Origin of the sequence: Brevundimonas sp. LM2 (assembly GCF_002002865.1) — a bacterium.
Taxonomy (GTDB): domain Bacteria; phylum Pseudomonadota; class Alphaproteobacteria; order Caulobacterales; family Caulobacteraceae; genus Brevundimonas.
This window is the reverse complement of sequence record NZ_CP019508.1, coordinates 3,357,460-3,375,846: the sequence shown is the minus strand read 5'-3', so window position 1 is coordinate 3,375,846 and position 18,387 is coordinate 3,357,460. Positions and strand designations below refer to the sequence as shown.

Genomic DNA, 18,387 nt, shown 5'->3' with positions numbered 1-18,387 from the left:
ACGACGCGCGAGTCATCAGTTTTGGAAAGCGTTTCGGACCGGGCCGGCGTGCCGGTCTTCAAGGGCTTTGGAGTCGGAATGTCTTGACGATGACCTTGCGCCAGCGTTCTCATGACCCACTGGCTCCCTGAGCGGGTCTGAGGCTCGAAGCGGCCATGCTCGCATCGGCCTCTGAAAAGGTCACGCTTGATCTCTATCAGTTCGATATAGCGTCCGGGTCAGACGATTCACGCTTGATAATAACGGAGATGGGCGATGAGCATCAAAAACCCCAATCGCGTCAGCGACGCCAAGCCGCGGCGCATCGCGATCGTCATCGCCAATCCCGGCGTCTCGACCACGACGGGATGGCCGGTGGGCTTCTGGTGGAGCGAGCTGACCCATCCCTATTTTGCCTTCACCGAGCGAGGCTATGAGGTCGAGGTCTTCAGCCCGGAGGGAGGACGCTGCGAGGGCGACGCCCTGAGTGACCCGCGCGATCCGTCCGGATATTCGGCATCCGATCTGGTCTCAATGGGGTTTATATCGACGCCTGCGCTGGCGGCGCTCGTCGAAGACGCGCCGGCCGTGGAAGCCATCGATGTCTCTCACTTCGACGCCATCGTCGTGGCGGGCGGGCAGGCCCCGATGTTCGCCTATGAACACGCCGAACATCTGCATCGGGTGTTCGTCGAGTTCTATGAGGCCGGAAAGGTCGCGGCCTGCCTTTGCCATGGCGTCGCCCTCCTCAACTTCGCGCGCTTGTCCAACGGTGAACTGCTGGTCAAGGGGAAGACGGTGACCGGCTTCGCCAATGTCGAGGAGGATTTCGCCGACGATGCCGTCTGGGCCATGAATGCGTTGCCGCGCGGCTCGCATCTGATGCCCTGGCGGATCGAGGATGCGTTGAAGGCCCAGGGGGCCAACTTCATTCAGGCAGGTCTGTGGAAAAGCTTCGCCGTCCGCGACGGCAACCTGATCACTGGCCAGCAAAACTTCTCCGGGGCCGAGACGGCGCGGCTGGTGATCGACGCGCTTGGCGGCTGAATTCGGCGGCGAACAGGGAGCGCGAGACCCTGTTTTGAAGGGGTGGCCAAGATCGTCGAAGTACTGCGCCAGATGGCCAATCCTGTCTTCGCTCCTGGAAAACTGTCGCCGCTACTGATCTTCGTGCGCGGCTTCGATATTTCTGGATTTCTTCGTTGCGGCGGATGCGAGCGCGGCCCTTGTGTCTGCGGAAGATAAGGCGGTATAGCAACCAGTCCGCGTTCCCTCGGAGCCCGCGACCCTAGAGGCAGATCGAACGGTCGCTTTCAATGGTGGAGGATTTGCGATCGAGTGCTGATCCAATCGTCCGCCCGGCGCCGGGTTGCCGAACCGGTCGATGATGCGGTGGTACATGATCGCCGGTTCCGGGACTGCCCCGGTCTTCAGCTGGCCGACATTGGCCCGCTGAAGCTCCTGCCAGGGGGTCTGCGACGGAGGGATCTGGAAGCCGCCGCCGGCGTCCGGGGCGGCCTGTCGCTCGGCGAGTTCGGCGTCGGAGATCAGCACGTCGACGCGGCAGGTGTTGAGATCGAACCGAACCGGATCGCCGGTCCTCAGCAGGGCCAGATTGCCGCCCGCCGCCGCCTCTGGCGAGGCGTTCAAGATGGAGCGGGAGCCGGATGTGCTCGACTACCGACCGTCGCCGATACAGGCCAGGGTGTGGACGCCCTCTCGGATCAGGTGGGCCAGCGGCCGCATGTTCACCCCCTCGGCCGCGCCCGGATAGCCCAGCGGACCCGCCTTGCGCATGAACAGGACTAAAGGTCCCGTCGGGGTGGGTCGGGGGCGTCTGTATGGCGCGGCCATCACCCGTCAAAGTCTGACACGAGCGGCAAATCCGCTCGTCAGGACGGCCCCTCGGCGCTAGCCTCCGGGACGCTTCGAGGAGTCCCGCATGAAGATCCTGCCCGGCCGGCTCCTTCGCGTCCTGGCCCTGTTGGCCCTGGCCTTCGGGGCGCCCGCGGCGGCCCAGGAGGCGCCGCGCCCCTGGACCGCCAGCTGGGCCTCGGCGCAGATGCTGTCGGACGGGGACAACGCCCTGCCGGCGATCGCGGGCGACGTCACCCTGCGCCAGATCCTGCGGCTCTCGGCAGGAGGGGATCGGCTGCGGATCCGCGTTTCCAACCGGTTCGGCCGCGAACCCCTGGCCCTGGCGGGCGGCTCCGTGGCGCGGGCGGTCGGGCCGGGTCAGGCGCGCATCATGGCCGGATCGGCGACGCCCATCACCTTCGCGGGCCAGACCGCCATCTCGATTCCGGCGGAGGCGGACTATGTGTCGGACGCGATCTCCCTGCCGGTCGCGGCGGGGGCCGACATCGCCGTCAGCCTGCACCTGTCCGCCTTGCCCCCGCAGCAGACGGGTCATCCGGGAGCGCGCGCCTCGACCTATGTGGCCGCCGGAGACCGGCTCGTCGCCGCGACGATCGAGGACACCCGGATCGTGACGCGCTGGTACCTGCTGGCGGCGGTCGACGTCGAAGGCCGGGCCCCGGCCGTGATCGCCCTTCTGGGGGATTCCATCACGGACGGCTACGGCGTGCCCGCGGACAGCAACCAGCGCTGGCCAGACCGGCTGGCGGAACGGTTGCGCGCCACGCCGGGGCTCGAGAACGCCGGCGTGCTGAACCTCGGCATCTGGGGGAACCGCATGCTTCGGGACGGTCTGGGCCCCAACGTCATGGCGCGCCTGGACCGAGACGTGCTGAGCCAGTCGGGCGTGACTCATCTCGTCCTGCTCGAGGGCGTCAACGATCTGGGCGTCCTGACCCGGGACGCACCGGCCACGCCCGACGCGCACGCCGCCCTGGTGCGCGATCTCATCGCGGCGTACGCCCAGCTGGTGGCTCAGGCCCGGGCGGCCGGCGTCGTCGCGATCGGCGCGACCATCATGCCGTTCGCGGGGTCGGGCTACTACCATCCCGGGGCTGAGACGGAGGCGGATCGCAACGCCGTCAACGCCTGGATCCGGACGCCCGGCAATTTCGACGCGGTGATCGATTTCGACGCCGTCACCCGCGACCCCGACCATCCCGAACGGTTGCGCCCCGAGGTCGACGGCGGCGACGGCCTGCACCCTTCGCTCGCCGGCTATCGCGCCATGGGCGACGCCGTGCCGCTGACGCTGTTCCGGACGAGGCCCTGATGCGTGCGCTGATCCTCGCGGCCCTGGCCGTCCTGACCGCGACCGGGCCCGTCGCGGCCCAGGACCTCGCCATCACCTTCGACGATCTGCCGGCCCACAGCGCCCTGCCGCCCGGCGAGACGCGGGTCGGCGTCATCGCCCGCATCGTGGCGGCGCTGGCGGACGCCGGGGCGCCCGCGACCACCGGCTTCATCAATGCCGGCGGGCTCGAGACGGAGCCGGGCGACCGGGCCGTCCTCGACATCTGGCGGGCGGCCGGCCATCCGCTCGGCAATCACACCTGGTCGCACGCCAATCTGGACACGGTCGGGCCCGAGGCCTTCGCGGTCGAGATCGCACGGAACGAGCCGATCCTCGAGGGTCTGGCGGGCGACACCGACTGGCGCTGGTTCCGTTATCCCTTCCTGGCGGAGGGGCAGTCGCCGGCCGTCCGGTCGGCCGCGCGCGCGACCCTGAAGGCGCGCGGCTACAGGATCGCTAGCGTGACCATGGATTTCAGCGACTGGGCGTTCAACGAGCCGTATGCGCGCTGTCGCGCCGCCGGGGACGAGGCGGGGCTGGCGCGGCTGGAGGCCCTGTACATGGCGTCCGCCGAGGAGGCGCTGGCGGCCTCGCGCGCGCTGTCCGGCCGTCTGTACGGCCGCGACATCCCCTATGTCCTGCTGATGCACGTGGGGGCGCTGGATGCGCGGCTGATGCCCCGGCTGCTGGCGATGTACCGGGCCCGGGGCGTGAGGCTGGTGACGCTGGACCAGGCCATGACCGACCCCTTCTATGCGGCCGACCGGGCCGTGTCCGAGAGCCCGCAGGCCCTCACCCTGGAGAACGCCGCGCGGTCGGCCGGCGTGGCGGTGCCGGCGCGGATGGACGTCCAGACGGAGGCGGCCGCCCTTTGCCGGTGAGCGGATCATGACGCCGTCGATGTCCGCCATCGCTGCGGCCCGCGTCGACCATGTCGGCCGCGAATGCGAGCCGCTGATCGTTCTCGACGAGGCGGTCGCGGACCCCGGGGCGCTCGTCGACGTCGCGGCGGCGGACGCCTTTGGGGATCCGACCCTGGGCGACAACTTCTATCCGGGGCGTCTGGCGCCGGCGCCGCTCGCCTATGTCGGGGGCCTGGTGCGGGCGCTGGACCCGCTGATCCGCCAGGCCTTCGGATTGAGGGACGTCGGCCTGGGGCGCGCGACCTGCAACTTTTCCCTGGTCACCCTGGCCCCCGCCCAGCTGACCCTGGCGCAGCGCATCCCGCATGTGGACACGGTCGATCCGCTCCAGTTCGCCATCCTCCATTATCTGTGCGCGCCCCGCCTCGGCGGCACCGCCTTCTACCGGCACAGGGCGACCGGGTACGAGACACTGACGCCCGAGCGGTTGGACCCCTATCGGGCGGTGCTGGACCGGGAGCTGGCGCAGCGGCCGCCGCCGGCGGCCTATATCGACGGCGACACGCCCCAGTTCGAACAGACGCACCGGGTCGAGGCGGCCTTCAACCGCCTCGTCGTCTACCGCAGCCGGACGCTGCATTCCGGCCATTTGGCCGAGCCCCACGCCCTGTCCCCGGATCCCCGGCGTGGCCGGTTGACGGCCAACATCTTCGTGACCTACGGCCACAGGGCCTAGGACCGGCGCAGGCCCGCCATCAGGAAATCGCGGATGCGCCGCGCGAGCGTCGGCGTCATCGACCCCAGCACGCCGCGGCTGCCGACCGGGATGTGGGCCACGGCGTCCGCGTCGGGATCGAAGACATAGTGATCGAACATGGTCTTCCAGGCGTCGCGCTGAGGCCCGGGCAGATGACGGACGGTCATCACGGCGTGGATCAGGGCCTCGAAGGGCGAGGGCGGCGTGCCCGCCGTGTTCCACCAGTAGTTCACCAGAAGGTTCAGGGGGGACAGGGCCTCGACCTGATGCCACCACAGCGGCGGGATGTAGATCGCATCCCCGGGCTCGAGCTCGGCCGTGACCGCATGGGTCATGGCTTCGGCGAACCTGGGAAAGCGGGCGAAGTCGGGGTCGCGCAAGGAGACCATGCTGACGGGCTGACCCGCCAGGGTGAAGTCGAGAGGGCCGACGTAGAGGTTCTTCAGCTGGTCCGGCGGAAACAGCGTGAACCGCCGCCGTCCGGCCGCGACGCAGGCGACGTTGTCGGACAGGTCGTAGTGGGTGGACACCGTGGTGCGGTTGCCGAGCCAGAGCCGCGGCGGCACGCGGGGATCGACCAGCCCCAGGACGTGGGTCGCCTCGAAATCGCGCAGGCAGTCGACCGCCGGGGCGGCCCCGACATAGAGGGCGGGCGGGCGCGGGTCCTCGCGCAGGGCCGTCAGCCTGTCCAGCGTGGCGGCGAGGCGCGAGGTGCCGGTCGAAGTTCGTGCCGTTGACCGCCTCGTTGTAGAAGAAGCGACCGGCGATTTTCGGCCGGCCGACGAAGGTCTCCAGGAGGCGGTCGGTGGCCCCTGCTTTCAGCATCGCCGTCAGGCTGTCGTCGCTCTGGCGTGCCGCCTGCACCACTGGCCAGTGTGAAACCTGACCCCTGAAGACCACAGGTCGATAGGTGGGCACTACGGCCTGCTCGAAGGTTTCCTGATCCGTCGGCCCTCTGGCCGCAATCTCAGCCGGGGCCGGCGGGGTAGCGCTGGAAGAGAACATGACACGCCGGAGAAGAAAAAGCCCCGACGGTAAGAACCGCCGGGGCTGAACAAGGTTGTTGGAAATCTCAGAAAGTGGCGCGAACGATGAAGGTGAAGCGCCGGTCGTTCATGAACCAGGACCGTCCGACGGTCAGTAGGTCATTGTTCAGAACCTGGGACGTCCGTGTGACTTCGTTGGTCAGGTTGACCGCCTGCATGCCCACTTTCACCTGATCGGTCACCGAGTAGAACGCCGATGCGTCGAGCTGACCGGTCGACTCGTTCATGATGGGCGCGAACGGCACGATGACGTCACGCGGCGTGATCAGGAACTCGGAACGCCAGGCATAGGCAAGACGGACCGCCACCGGACCATGCTCGTAGAAGCCAGCCAGGTTGGCCGTGTGCTCCGACAGGTTCTGAAGTGGCAGCAGGCTGGTGTCGATGTTGGCGACACGTCCCGCGGCCACGTCCGGGTCGGTATTGGAAAGGGTGCTTTGAGGCACGCCCTCGGAGTCGATATAGGTGTAGTTGGCGTTGAACCCGAACCCGGCCAGGTAGGGCGGCAGCAGGTCGTCCAGCGTATGCTGCCAGGCGACCTCGAAGCCCTGGACCGTGGCGTCCTTTTCCGAGTTCACCGGGGTGGTGACCACGGCGTCGAAGGTGGCCCCGTTGTTGGTGAACGTCTGCCGTTCGGTCCCGTTGGTGATCACGTCGCTGAGGGTCTTGTAGAACAGCGAGAAGGTGAACGATCCGGGGTTGCCGTAGTACCATTCGAACGAGGCGTCGAAGCTGTCGGCCATGATCGGCTTCAGGCGCGGATTGCCCACTGCGAAGCGTCCTGTCGGACGTCCGTTGACGATATCGAGTTCGTTCGCCGACAGGTTGACGTTGAAGTAGTTGCGGGTCAGCCCGATGTCCGGCGGCGTGATGGCGCGGGAATATCCGAAGCGGAAGACCTTGCCGCCGTCCAGCTCGGCCCTCAGGTTGAAGCTCGGCAGCAGATAGTCATAGGTGAACTCGGCCGTATCCTCGGTGATCGCGCCGTTGGCGAAGGCCCGGGCCGCAGCACGGTCGACAGGCGAGACCAGACGGCAGAAGGGCGTCGCGGTCTGACCGGGAGGCGTCGCGGCACATTCGGCCTCCGAGCTGAAGGTCGCACGGGGAAAAGCAAGATAACCTTGAGCCTGACGATCGGTCGTGGTGTAGCGCACGCCGACGTTGCCGCTTAGGCGCACACCACTCGACAGCTCACCGGCATAGCGCAGCATGCCGTAGAAGGCGTCATTCTGTTCCTGGATCGGATTTATTTCGTTCAGCCGGTAGAGACTTCCAGGAACCACATCGCAGCGCTGCGCGAGGGGAACCCAGTTCTGCGGGCAGCCATTGGTGCCCAAACGAGCGCGCCATTCATCGCCCACCAATAGGCCAAACTGGGAGTATGCATCATAGTTGTCGATGATGTTCTGGTTGTAGAACAGCCGGGGCTGATTCCCGGTCGGGACCGGGATCTGTCCGCGATAGAAGTTGTCAAAGGCAAAAGTCTCGAACTGCGAGCCCACGACCTGACCGGCCGTGCCGGGCAGACCGGGACCCGGCTCGGGAACGCCGTCGGCGGAATCGCTGAGCCAGACCGGCCCGCCGCCGCCCCACTGCTCGCTGATCACGCCCCAGTTATAGGCCGAGAAGCGCGTCGTCTGCTCCCGTTCCGCGCGGCGATAGCCGAAGCGGACGGAGTCCAGCCAGCTGTCCTCATCGAAGGTATATTCCCCGTCCAGCCGCACCGCCGTCAGCTCGCCCTCGCTGTCCTCGGCGTGGTCCATGTTGTTGCGAACGAAGCTGTTGAATGGATTGCTGAAGTTGTCGTTCGGCGCGTTGAAGTAGCGCGGGCAGTCGGTGTCTGGCGTCGGCGGCGTGGCCGGGCACTGGGTCACCGTGCCGTTTTCCGACGGCGGCAGGAAGGTGACGATCGGGGCGTCGTCGCCGCGCAGCTGGATGGACGCGTTCTGATAGGTGGAGGCCCAGAGGGTGGCGTCCAGGACCTGAACGGTCGACTCGACCCGCTGAATGTCGAAGTTGAACTTCAGGCGATCGGTCGGGGTCCATTTGAAGTTAAACCCGTAATCGGTGGTAATGTTCTCGGATCGCGCGTCGCGACGCTGGTTGTTGCTTTGCAGACCGAAGGACGGGGTCCGGTTGTCACGACCGCCCTGCTGATCGTCGCGCCAGCCCGTCGGCCCAGTGATGGTGCCATTGGTGAAGACGCCGTCGTCGCCGAATTCGAAGGTTGTGCCGAAGACCGGTCGTGAATCGCCGTTGCTGGTAACGTTGTCGGTGGCGATCTCCACCGCGTGCTCGGTGGTATCCTGGGTGGCCTCCGAGCGCAGGAACTGGGCCGTTGCGATCATCGTGTGGTCAGGGCTGCGCCACTGACCGGCTGCAGCATAGCCGGTACGGGTGCGATCAAAGTCTGTCGAACGGAACGATGCGCCTCGGGGAAAGTAGACGGGCGTCGGTCCCAGGTTCGTGCGCAGGGAGAAGTTGGAGATCTGCTGGCCGTCGCTCCGCGACTTCAGCTGCGAATCGACGAAGTTGGCCAGCAGGCCGAACTCGCCATACTCGGTGTCCCAGCGCTTGCTGCCCAGGATCGAATAGGTCGGGGTCAGCTCCTCGGCGAGATCGCCATAGCTGTATTCGGCCGATGCCGACAGCACATCCCTTGACTGGTCGAAGGGAACGCGCGTGCGCAGATTGACCGTGCCGGCGATACCGCCCTCGATCAGATCGGCCGACTGGTTCTTGAACACGTCCACCCCGGCCAGCAGCTCGGACGGCACGTCGGCAAAGCCCAGGGCCCGGCCGTTGTTGGCGGTGAAGGCGTCGCGTCCGTTGAATTCCGAGCGGACGAAGGTCAGCCCGCGCACCACGACGCCGGACCCTTCGACCGCGAAGTGGTCAGGATCGACGCCCGCGGTAAAACGGTCGATGGCGACGCCGGGAACCCGCTGGAGCGCCTCGCTCACCGAGCGGTCGGGCAGGGCACCGATGTCCTGGGCGCTGATGGAGTCGACGAACACTTCAGCGTTGCGCTTGATGGTCTGGGAGTTCTGGAGGCTGCCGCGGATACCCGTGACGACCACCTCCTCGACCTGGGTCTCGTCATCGTCCTGCGGTGCCGGCGTGGGTGCCGTCTGCGCCAGCGCAGGCACGGCCGCAAGAACCGAAGCAACGGCGATCGCCGATACGCCATAACGCACGAAGCCCGGTCGATTACGGCGTTCAGGCGTGGATGTTGCGATGAGTTGTAGCATGTTTGCCCCCCCAGGCATTCGCGCGCACCTTCTTGGTAGCGCTATCATTAGTTCATACCTATCCCGAAATTCGGCATTATTCAAGTGTCCGAGTGATGGTCACGCCGAGAGCGTAACCAACTGATTTTCTTTCGCCGTGCGGCAATAACGGCTCGGCCTCACCATCTAGAGTGAAGCTGTGGTCGGTCGCGTTTGTCGGGGGAAATCATGAAGTCCAGCGCTGTCCGGAAATCGTCATCGAGGGCGGAGAAACCGCCGGCTTGATGACGGCCGGGGCCCCCTCCAGCCTTCTCAAATTGCTGGACCTTCATATCGATGTGGTCGAGCCGGACGAGATCGGAACCGCGGGCGTCGGCGCGGCGACGATTACGCATATTCGCAGCTGCAAGCAGCGATAGGCCTGGACGAGGACGCCTTCATGGCGCGCACACAGCCTACCTTCAACCTTGGCATCGAATTCCGCGACAGGGTCCTTCTGGGCCATTCCTATATTCATCCCTTCAGCGGGCACAACCAGTCGACCGACAGGGTTGGCGTCCATCATCACTCGCTGATGCGTCGCGCGGGTGCCGCGACCGACATTCACGACTATTCGCCTGGCCCACGCGGCCGAAGCGATCCGCAACTCGGCTGACTATATGTTAATCCATATGATGTTCGTGGCAGAGCACTGCGCCGCATGACGCACGTGGGGACAATCGATTGGTCCTCGACGTCTCGCTTGATCGCGTTGGCCGATCGGGTATTTGTCTGAGTATCTGCAGAGGTGATCATGCACACCACACGTCGCTCCGTCGGTCTGGGCGCTGTCTCGCTGGGGCTGATGGGGCTGTCCACGGCGCACGGCACCGGATCTGCTCCGGTCCAAACCCTGACCGCCGAGGAAGACCATCGGCGGTTGCTGGATCTTCTCGGCATCGCGCGGTTGCGACCGGGCGCGGACGGGCAGAATCCGCACGCATCCAACGCGGTCAACTATGACGAGGCGCGGGCGGATCGGTGTGTCGGACTGCCGGCCCTGCTTACGTCCAGGGATGGTACCGACGTGACGCGCGGGACCTGGCCGGCGAGGCGGGCTGAGATCCTCGCGATGTTCGAGAACGAAATCTATGGTCGGGTACCGGTCTCGGCTCCCGGGATCCGGTGGAATTCGACCCCGGCGCCGGCGCAGGACGGCGCGCGCGAGGTTCGAGGGCTGCGCGGGGAGGACGCGACGGGAGGTCTATCGATTGAGGCCACCGTCAGCCTTCCACCGTGCGTGACCGGTCCGGTGCCGGCCGTGCTTGGGCTGACCTTTCCCCGAGCCCTGACCGACCGATTTCCCCCTGAGCCCCGCCCGACCTGGAAGGAACAGGTGCTGGCGCGCGGAATGGCCGTGGTGGAATACGTCCCGGTGTCCGTCCAGGCTGATGACGGTGCCGGGCTGGCGAGCGGCGCGATCGGGCTGGCCGGAGGCGGTCGCCCACGGGCCCTGACCGATTGGGGGGCGTTGCGGGCGTGGGCCTGGGGGGCGGGCCGGGTGCTGGATGCGCTCGAGACCATGCCAGGGATCGACGCCCGCCGCGTGTCGATTTTTGGCCTGTCTCGGTACGGCAAGGCGGCGCTTGTCGCCATGGCGTTCGACACCCGGTTCGCGGCCGCCTTCGTCGCCTCGTCCGGCCAAGGCGGGGCCAAGCTTATGCGGCGCGACTTCGGCGAGCGGGTCGAGAACATCGCCTCCAGCGGCGAGTATCACTGGATGGCCGGGGCCTATCTAAAATACGCGGGCCCGCTGACGGCCTGCGACCTGCCGGTGGACGCTCACCAGCTGATCGCCCTGTGCGCGCCGCGGCCCGTCTTCATCAGCGTGGGCAATCCCCAAGCCGACGCCTGGACCGATCCGCGCGGTATGTTCCTGGCCGCCGCCGCCGCGTCGCCGGCCTATGCCCTGCTGGGCGCGCGCCCACTCCAGAGCCCGCGCTTTCCGCCGCTCGGCACGCTGGTTGACGGCGATCTTGCCTTTCGGCAGCACGAGGACGGCCATACCGGCGGGCCGAACTGGCCGGTCTTCCTGGACTGGTGGACCGCTGCCGGGGCCCGGGACCGGATGCCGACAGGGGGCCAACCATGCACGCCATGACCACGTCCTAGGTTTTCCTGATCGCCCTGCTGCTGATCTTCAGCATGCCGATCTGCTGTGGCGCGGTCTGCGCACCGACTACTACGCGCCGCTGGTGGCGGTGCAGATCATCTGCGGCATCATGCTGGGACCCAGCATTCTGGGCGCGGTTTTTCCCGCCTATTGCAGCTTCGCCTTCAATCCTCAGGGTGATCGGTGCCCTGAACGGGATCGCCTGGTGGGCGGTGATGATCTCGACCTATCGACAAGCCCGTCAGCTGGTTGCGTTATCGTCGCCGAAACCAGCGCTTAGACCCTTTGCAGTACCGGACGGTACCAAGGCGACGGAGCCTTGCACGAGCTGAATGGGCACGGCCGAGCCATCGCTTAAGGAGCGGAGCCCACTAGGGATGCTCGGCCTTCGCGCGCGGGGCCGCCGGATGTCGCTTCCAGAACCCGCCAAACGTCAGCGTAAGCCAGAGTTCTGGTCATTTACGAATCCCATCGAGGGCGCCGCGTCTTGCGCGTTGCGGTGCCCCTCGGTCGGCAAGAAGGCTGCTGAGCAGACGCCATGAAGGTGAATTTCGATCAGGCCGTGCGTTTCAACCCAGGGAAACTCGTGGCGGGCGATCAGCAATGCGACCAGGCCGTGCAGACTGGCCCACGCAGATTGGGCGCGCCCTTCGGCCTCAAGTTCGTCAGTGTAGGTCGACAGGAAAAGCGCCCTCAGCATCCCGAACGCGCGCAGGCCGGCCGCAAGGACAAGGCCTTTTTCAACCGTCGGCTCAGCCGACATGTCGAGCATGAAGGCGACGCGATAGGCCGCCTCCTGCTCCAGCCCGAACCGGATGTACTGGAGCCCGAGGGCATGCAGACGCTCGGACGGCGTTCCCTGCGCATCAGACGCCAGGGTCAGCCGATCGTGAAGCTGGTCGAAGGCGCGGCAGCACAGTTCGACGGCGATGGCGTCGCGGGTCGGAAAATGGGCATAGAGCGACGGCTGGCTGATGCCGACGGCCCGGGCGATATGGCGCGTCGTCACATTCTGGAGCCCGTGGCTGACGAACAGCTTCTGGGCTTCGTCCAGAATCTGTTCGCGGCGATGACCGACCGCTTCCCTGGGCATTTTCGCCATGCCTCTCCTCAAAGGACTTGACAGCCGATGTCAACCTATCACTGATAGCCTATCAACGATAGGATGATGTCGCGTGGGGCGAAACGAGATCACGGGGCTGGGCCTGCTGCTGCTTCTGACGGGATGCGGTCGTTCTGCCACGGAACCGACGTCACCGGCGGTCCTGCCGGTTGAAGCGGTCACGGCTGTGGAGGACTCTCGAGGCCTTTCGCAGGCCTATCCGGCCGTCATCGGTCGGGACCGCGAAGCCGACCTCAGTGCGCGGGTAGGCGGCAGCGTTCTGGCCGCGCCCTTGAGAATCGGTGATCGGATACCGGCGGGAACGCTGGTGGTTCGCCTTGACGCCACCCCTGCGCGCACGGCCCGGCGCGAGGCCCAGGCCGAAGTGGATCGACTGGCACGCGACGACGCCCGCAATGAAAGACTGCTTCCGGCCGGGGCGGTTTCGACCGCCGTTCGCGACGACACGCGAAGCGCACTCGACGCCGCCCGAGCGGTACTGGCCCGGTCCCGCTATGACGAAGCGTCGGCTTCGGTCGTGATGCCTTTCAATGGCGTGGTCCTGAGCGATGGGGTCGAGGTGGGCGAGACGGTTGCGGCCGGCGCGACCCTCTTGACGGTTGCGGATCTCTCCAGCGCGAGGCTGGCCCGGGTCGCCGTTCCGTCGGCGGTCGCTGCCGACCTGCAGCGTGGCGATCGCGGCTCTGTATCGGTCCGGGGGTATCCCGTGCCCTTTACGGCCATCGTGCGCCGTCTGGGTCAGGCCAGCGACGCGCGGACGGGGACTGTGCAGGTCGAGCTCACGCTCGACGGGGCGGACACCATCGCCAGCGGCACCGTTGCGTCCGCCACGTTCCAGAATGCGGCCCTAGCCGAACAGACAGGGGCGGTCTTTCCGGCGGAGGTGCTTCTCGATGCGCGCGACGGCTTCGGCCACGTCTATATCGTCGATCCGACAGACTCCACCGCCCGCAGGGTCCGGGTCCGCATCGTGGCGATCGACGGCGACGGCCTGCGGCTCGCCGGTCTCGCGCCCGACGTCCGGGTAATCACCGCCGGGGCCGGGTTCGTCGCCGATGGCCAGCGTGTGTCGGTCACCGGGCGATGAGGTTCAATCCGGCCGCGTTCGTCCTGCAACGCTGGCAGTTTACCCTGGTCGCCGTGCAGCTGCTGTTCGCCCTGGGGTTGAGCGCCTTCCTGACCATCCCCCGCACCGAGGATCCGCAGCTCGATCCCCCGACCTTCATCGTCAATGCGGTTCTTCCCGGGGCCACGCCCGACGAGGTCGAACAACTGGTGACGCGGCCGATCGAGGATGCAGTCTACCGGCTCGACGACCTCAGGGAGGTCCGGTCACGCAGCGGGGACGGCCTCTCGGCGACGCGTGTCGAGTTCGACTGGGGGACCGATCCCGACGGCAGCTATGATGATGTGGTCCGGGAGGTGAATGCCCTTCGTCCGACCTTGCCGACCGGCCTCGCGCGGCTCGAAGTGATCCGGGCCCGGCCGATCGGCGTGTCCATCGTGGAAGTCGCCCTGGTCAGTGAGACCCTGCCCATGCGCAGGCTCGAAAAGGTTGCGGACCGGCTGAGGGAGCGCATCGGGACCATCCCCGGCATCCGCGAGGCCCGCTACTGGGGCGCTCCGGAGACGGAAATGCGGGTTGCCCTGGACCTGGCCAGGCTCACCGCGCTCGGGATCGCCCCCGCCACGGTGTCAGACGCGCTGCGGTCCGCGGGTTTGGAGACCCCCATCGGCAATATCCAGTCGGACGACCGACGCTTCAGCGTCCAGTATGGCGGCGCCTATCCCGACGCTGCGGCCATCGCCGCCGTTCCGATCCGGGCGGGGGACGGTGCGGTCCTGAGGGTGGGCGACGTCGCCACGATCGGCTGGGCCGAGGCCGAGGCCGATCACATCACCCGGTTCAACGGCAGGCGCGCGATCCTGCTGACCGCGACCCAGGGCGAGGATCAGGATGTCACGCGTCTGTCGACGGCCATCACTGCCGAACTGGACGCCTTCGAGCGTACGCTGCCCGGGGGCGTCACCCTGGACCGGGGGTTCGCCCAGGCGGACAATGTCTCCTTGCGACTGGGGCGGCTGGGCCGGGATTTTCTGATCGCCCTGGCGCTGGTGAGCCTGACGCTGCTGCCGCTCGGACTCCGGGCCGCTGGCGTGGTGATGGTGGCCATCCCGCTGTCGCTGCTGATCGGGGTGCTGATCCTTGCGGCCTTCGGGTTCACCCTGAACCAGCTGGCCGTCGCCGGCTTTGTCCTGTCCCTCGGGCTTCTGGTCGACGACGCCATCGTCGTCACCGAGAATATCGCGCGATGGCTCAGGGACGGCGCGGATCGGGTCACGGCAGTGGTGCAGGGAACGGGCCAGATCACCCTGGCGATCGCCGGCTGCACCGCCTGTCTCATGTTGTCCTTCCTGCCGCTGCTGGCCCTGCCCGAGGCGTCCGGCGAGTTCATCCGCTCGCTGCCCGTCACGGTTCTGGCCACCGTGGCGGGGTCGTTCATCGTCGCCGTGACCGTCATACCGCTGGTCGCGAGCCTGGTTCTGAAGCGGGATCACGACCCCGAGGGCAACCGCCTGCTGCGCTGGGTCAATCGCGGCATTCACCGCGTCTATGCGCCGGTGCTGGCCCGCGCGCTGGATCGGCCTGGCGTGGTGCTCGCCGGTCTGCTGACGCTTTCAGCCCTGGCCATACCCCTGGTCGGGGTCATCGGCACCAGCCTGTTTCCTCCGGCCGAAACGCCGCAGTTCCTGATCCGTATCGAGATGCCCCAGGGCACGGCCCTGACCCGGACCGACGCGGCCGTGCGGTTCGTGGAAGCGAGACTGGCCCGCGTGCCGGAGGTGCGCTGGACGGCCGCCAATACCGGGCGCGGCAATCCCCAGCTCTACTACAATGTCGGCCAGCGCGAGACCGACGCGGCCTTCGGCGAGGTGGCGGTGGGACTGGAGGCGTGGGAACCGGCATCCTCACCGGCCCTGCTGGAGAGGCTGCGGGCCGAGTTCGCCGCCTACCGCGGGGCGCGCATCAGCATCGTCACCTTCGTCAACGGCCCGGAGGTCGAGGCCCCGATCGCCGTGCGCATCTCCGGGCCGGATGTCGAGACCTTGTCGCGCCTGTCGCTTGAGGTCGAGCAGGTCATGGCGACCACGCCGGGGCTGCGCGATATCGGCAACCCGCTGCGTCTGCCGCGCACCGACGTCCATCTGCAGGTCGATGAGGCGGCCGCCGCAGCTCTGGGCGTGAGTGCCGGAAGCCTGCGCCGGACCGTTCAGCTGGGCCTTTCCGGGGTGCGCGTCGCCAGTCTGCGTGACGCCGAGGGCGACGACTTTCCCGTCACCGTCCGGTTGCCCATGGCCGGCTACAACGACATCGACGCGTTGTCGGCGATCTTCGTGCCGACCGTGTCGGGGCAGGGGGTGCCGCTCTCGGCCCTCGCGACGCCGGTGCTGGTGTCGCAGGCCGCGCGGATCGATCGCCTGAAACGCACCCGCACGGTCACGGTCTCGGCCTATGTCGCGCCGGGCATGCTGACCAGCCGCGCCACCCAGGACTCCGTGGACCGGATCGGGGCGGAGGTGACGCTGCCGCCCGGTTATGCCGTCACGCTCGGCGGCGAGGCCGATACGAAGTCGCGCAGTTTTTCGGGTCTGATCCCGGCGATCGTGGTCTCGTCGCTGGGGATACTCGCGGTTCTGGTGCTGGAGTTCGGCCGGTTCAGGACCGTTGCCGTGGTCGCCGGAATCATCCCGTTCGGCGTCTTCGGCGCGGTGGTGGCGCTCTGGCTGACGGGGAACGCCCTGTCGTTCACGGCCGCCGTCGGGCTGATTGCCCTGATCGGCATCGAGATCAAGAACTCGATCCTGCTGGTCGATTTCACCGAACAGCTGCGCGCCGCCGGCACGCCGGTTCGAGAGGCCGTGGAACGCGCCGGCGAGCTTCGGTTCCTGCCCGTCCTGCTGACCTCGGTGACGGCGATCGGCGGCCTGATCCCGCTCGCCCTGGAGAACAACGGCCTTTATTCGCCGATGGCCATTGCCCTGATCGGAGGCCTGACCGCGTCCACCCTTCTGGCCCGGGTCGCCACACCCGTCACCTATCTGCTGCTGAATCGGCGCGACGTCGGAGCGAGGCAATGATCCGCCGCTTGCTGCCGCCGCGTGCTCGGAGGTGCAGGGCGTTGACGCCACGGACCCTGGAATCGGTGCTCAAAGCCGAGGCAGATCCATTCATGGTCGGCCTGCCGACGCCGTCTTGCCCCGAACATCAGTCCTTTTGCCATGGAGTGCCGTCGTGACGACCCCCCATCCCCGATCCCTGAATCCAGACCCCCGCCGGCTCGAGCCCCTGGCGCGATACGGACCTTGGGCGGTGATCACCGGCGCCTCTGACGGCATAGGCCAGGCCCTTGCCCGGCAACTCGCCGCCGCGGGCTTTCATCTGTTGCTGGTGGCCCGCAGCGCTGAAGGGCTCGAGCGCGTCGCCGACACCCTCAGAGGACGCCATGGCGTCGACTGCAGAACGCTCCCCTGTGATCTGTCGCAGGCCGACGCGGTCGCCAAGGTCGCGGCGGCCACGGTAGGGCTCGATGTCGGCCTGCTCGTGGCGGCCGCCGGCTTCGGCACGGCGGGTGCCTTTCTCGACAGCGACATCGGGACCGAACTGTCCATGATCGATGTAAACTGTCGAGCGGTCGTCGAACTGACCCATCTGTTCGGTCGTCGATTCGCCGACAGGGGCCATGGCGGGATCATCCTGATGAGCTCCCTCGTCGCGTTTCAGGGGGTTCCGCGGGCGGCCAACTATGCCGCGACCAAGGCCTTCATCCAGACCCTGGCGGAGGGTATTCGTCCCGAGTTCAAACCCTTCGGCGTGGATGTACTGGCGGTGGCGCCGGGACCGATCCGCAGCGGTTTCGCGCGACGGGCCAAAATGACCATGGGCTTGAGCGAGGCACCCGAGGTCGTGGCGAGGCAGGCACTGACCCGGCTGGGCCGTGCCACGACGGTCCGTCCGGGTTTGCTCTCCAAACTCCTGGAATATTCGCTGGCCCCGCTGCCGCGTCGGGGTCGTAGCCGCATCATGGCGCTCGTCATGGCCGGAATGACCCGGACCCGACCTGCCGCCACAGGTCGGGCATAGGTCGCGATGGGTACCGGGATGTCGGCCGAGAGGCTCTGGTGGGGCACGGCCGTGGTGTTCGGGATCGTCTTTCTGATCCTGCTGGTCTTGCAACACCTGGACAGGCGGCGAGTGGGTCCGGTCGGGGTCTGGTCCAAGCCGTCGAAATTCGCCGTCTCGCTCGCGGTGCATTTCGCCACCCTGGCGTTGGTGATGGGCAGCCTCGGTCCTGACTGGCGGCACAGCCTCGGCCTGGCGCTGCTGGCAGCGGTGTCGGGGCTCGCGGCCGGTGGAGAGGTCGGCTACATTTCGGTTCAAGCCGCCCGGCAAAAGGCGTCTCACTTCAACGTCTCGACGCCGTTCTACGCCATGATGTATTCGCTCATGGCCCTTGGAGCCGCGGTCATCATCCTGCCCGCCGGCGTCATAGGGCTGGTCGTCGCAATCGACCATGAGACCAGCCTCGTCGCCCCTCTCCGCCTCGCCGTCGTCCTGGGCCTGGTCGGTGGCACGGTGCTGACCGTGGTGACCGCCTTTCGGATGGGGGCGAACATGGGCCATCTCGTGGGCCGGCCGATTTCCGGCGTCCGGCCTATGCCCATTACGGGCTGGTCGAGGTCGGCCGGCGACCTGCGCCCGCCGCATTTCCTTGCGACCCATATGATCCAGGTCGTGCCGGCATGGGGCCTGGCCGCGTCTCTAATTCTGCCCTCGACCGCGGCGATCGCCTCCGTGGTCCTGTTCAGTCTCCTCTGGACCGGGTTGACCCTGGCCGCTTTCTTTCAGGCGCTGGCCGGACGGCCGTTCCTGAATGCTGTGCGGCCGTGACCGCCTCCACAGGCCGGTCGTGTCGAGCCAAATCACACCGTCCTGAAGGGCTGCCGTCGCCGAACGCGGGGGAGAC

At 67.2% G+C, this 18,387-nt stretch carries 11 protein-coding genes and 3 pseudogenes; 10 read left to right on the top strand and 4 right to left on the bottom strand.

Annotation, left to right across the window (positions count from 1 at the left end):
- Positions 1-255: 255 nt before the first annotated feature.
- Positions 256-1,026, top strand: coding sequence for a type 1 glutamine amidotransferase domain-containing protein (locus tag BZG35_RS16605; RefSeq protein WP_077357375.1), 771 nt, complete (start codon positions 256-258; stop codon positions 1,024-1,026).
- Positions 1,027-1,344: 318 nt separating this feature from the next.
- Here the strand turns inward: BZG35_RS16605 and BZG35_RS17770 are convergent.
- Positions 1,345-1,785 (bottom strand): annotated as a pseudogene (locus BZG35_RS17770) (dihydroxy-acid dehydratase); the annotation flags it as partial.
- A 136-nt stretch (positions 1,786-1,921) separates the two neighbouring features.
- Here BZG35_RS17770 and BZG35_RS16595 point away from each other — a divergent pair.
- From BZG35_RS16595 to BZG35_RS16585, 3 genes are read left to right on the top strand one after another with little or no spacing between them, the layout of a single operon-like run.
- Complete coding sequence (locus BZG35_RS16595; RefSeq protein WP_077357373.1) at positions 1,922-3,169, top strand: SGNH/GDSL hydrolase family protein; 1,248 nt, start codon at positions 1,922-1,924, stop codon at positions 3,167-3,169.
- Complete coding sequence (locus tag BZG35_RS16590; RefSeq protein ID WP_077357371.1) at positions 3,169-4,071, top strand: polysaccharide deacetylase family protein; 903 nt, start codon at positions 3,169-3,171, stop codon at positions 4,069-4,071. The genes BZG35_RS16595 and BZG35_RS16590 overlap by 1 nt, the downstream gene beginning before the upstream one ends.
- Before the next feature lie 19 nt (positions 4,072-4,090).
- Positions 4,091-4,789, top strand: a complete 699-nt coding sequence (locus BZG35_RS16585) for a DUF6445 family protein (RefSeq protein WP_150126079.1) — start codon at positions 4,091-4,093, stop codon at positions 4,787-4,789.
- On the opposite strand, the pseudogene BZG35_RS16580 reads toward BZG35_RS16585, so the two are convergent.
- Positions 4,786-5,815: pseudogene (locus BZG35_RS16580) on the bottom strand (cupin-like domain-containing protein). The gene BZG35_RS16585 and the pseudogene BZG35_RS16580 overlap by 4 nt on opposite strands.
- Before the next feature lie 67 nt (positions 5,816-5,882).
- Positions 5,883-9,107 (bottom strand): TonB-dependent receptor, encoded by a 3,225-nt coding sequence (locus tag BZG35_RS16575; RefSeq protein ID WP_077357367.1) that lies wholly within the window; start codon positions 9,105-9,107, stop codon positions 5,883-5,885.
- Positions 9,108-9,370: 263 nt separating this feature from the next.
- On the opposite strand from BZG35_RS16575, the pseudogene BZG35_RS18450 reads away from it, so the two are divergent.
- Together BZG35_RS18450 and BZG35_RS16560 are read left to right on the top strand one after the other, a co-directional pair.
- Positions 9,371-9,741, top strand: a pseudogene (locus BZG35_RS18450) (tryptophan 7-halogenase).
- Between the two features lie 138 nt (positions 9,742-9,879).
- Positions 9,880-11,226 carry a S9 family peptidase gene (locus BZG35_RS16560; RefSeq protein ID WP_216351864.1) on the top strand — a complete coding sequence of 449 codons (1,347 nt, stop codon included), beginning with the start codon at positions 9,880-9,882 and terminating at the stop codon, positions 11,224-11,226.
- 445 nt (positions 11,227-11,671) lie between these two features.
- On the opposite strand, the gene BZG35_RS16550 is transcribed toward BZG35_RS16560, so the two are convergent.
- Complete coding sequence (locus BZG35_RS16550) at positions 11,672-12,340, bottom strand: TetR/AcrR family transcriptional regulator (protein WP_077357361.1); 669 nt, start codon at positions 12,338-12,340, stop codon at positions 11,672-11,674.
- 73 nt (positions 12,341-12,413) lie between these two features.
- Between BZG35_RS16550 and BZG35_RS16545 the strand changes: the two genes are divergently transcribed.
- The 4 genes from BZG35_RS16545 (at position 12,414) to BZG35_RS16530 (ending at position 18,311) form a co-directional block, all read left to right on the top strand.
- Positions 12,414-13,448 (top strand): efflux RND transporter periplasmic adaptor subunit, encoded by a 1,035-nt coding sequence (locus BZG35_RS16545; RefSeq protein WP_077357359.1) that lies wholly within the window; start codon positions 12,414-12,416, stop codon positions 13,446-13,448.
- Positions 13,445-16,501 carry an efflux RND transporter permease subunit gene (locus tag BZG35_RS16540; RefSeq protein WP_077357357.1) on the top strand — a complete coding sequence of 1,019 codons (3,057 nt, stop codon included), beginning with the start codon at positions 13,445-13,447 and terminating at the stop codon, positions 16,499-16,501. The genes BZG35_RS16545 and BZG35_RS16540 overlap by 4 nt, the downstream gene beginning before the upstream one ends.
- 232 nt (positions 16,502-16,733) lie before the next feature.
- On the top strand, positions 16,734-17,504 hold the full coding sequence (locus tag BZG35_RS16535; RefSeq protein WP_253189209.1) for an SDR family oxidoreductase: 771 nt from the start codon (positions 16,734-16,736) through the stop codon (positions 17,502-17,504).
- 18 nt (positions 17,505-17,522) lie between these two features.
- Positions 17,523-18,311, top strand: a complete 789-nt coding sequence (locus BZG35_RS16530; protein ID WP_077357355.1) for a hypothetical protein — start codon at positions 17,523-17,525, stop codon at positions 18,309-18,311.
- The last annotated feature ends 76 nt before the right edge of the window (positions 18,312-18,387 follow it).

Excerpts from the sequence above, each read along its gene's own strand:
- BZG35_RS16585 (WP_150126079.1), top strand. The coding sequence starts at position 4,091 with ATGTCCGCCATCGCTGCGGCCCGCGTCGACCATGTCGGCCGCGAATGC.
- BZG35_RS16605 (WP_077357375.1), top strand. The coding sequence starts at position 256 with ATGAGCATCAAAAACCCCAATCGCGTCAGCGACGCCAAGCCGCGGCGC.
- BZG35_RS16590 (WP_077357371.1), top strand. The coding sequence starts at position 3,169 with ATGCGTGCGCTGATCCTCGCGGCCCTGGCCGTCCTGACCGCGACCGGG.
- BZG35_RS16550 (WP_077357361.1), bottom strand. The coding sequence starts at position 12,340 with ATGGCGAAAATGCCCAGGGAAGCGGTCGGTCATCGCCGCGAACAGATT.
- BZG35_RS16595 (WP_077357373.1), top strand. The coding sequence starts at position 1,922 with ATGAAGATCCTGCCCGGCCGGCTCCTTCGCGTCCTGGCCCTGTTGGCC.
- BZG35_RS16575 (WP_077357367.1), bottom strand. The coding sequence starts at position 9,107 with ATGCTACAACTCATCGCAACATCCACGCCTGAACGCCGTAATCGACCG.
- BZG35_RS16540 (WP_077357357.1), top strand. The coding sequence starts at position 13,445 with ATGAGGTTCAATCCGGCCGCGTTCGTCCTGCAACGCTGGCAGTTTACC.
- BZG35_RS16530 (WP_077357355.1), top strand. The coding sequence starts at position 17,523 with ATGTCGGCCGAGAGGCTCTGGTGGGGCACGGCCGTGGTGTTCGGGATC.
- BZG35_RS16560 (WP_216351864.1), top strand. The coding sequence starts at position 9,880 with ATGCACACCACACGTCGCTCCGTCGGTCTGGGCGCTGTCTCGCTGGGG.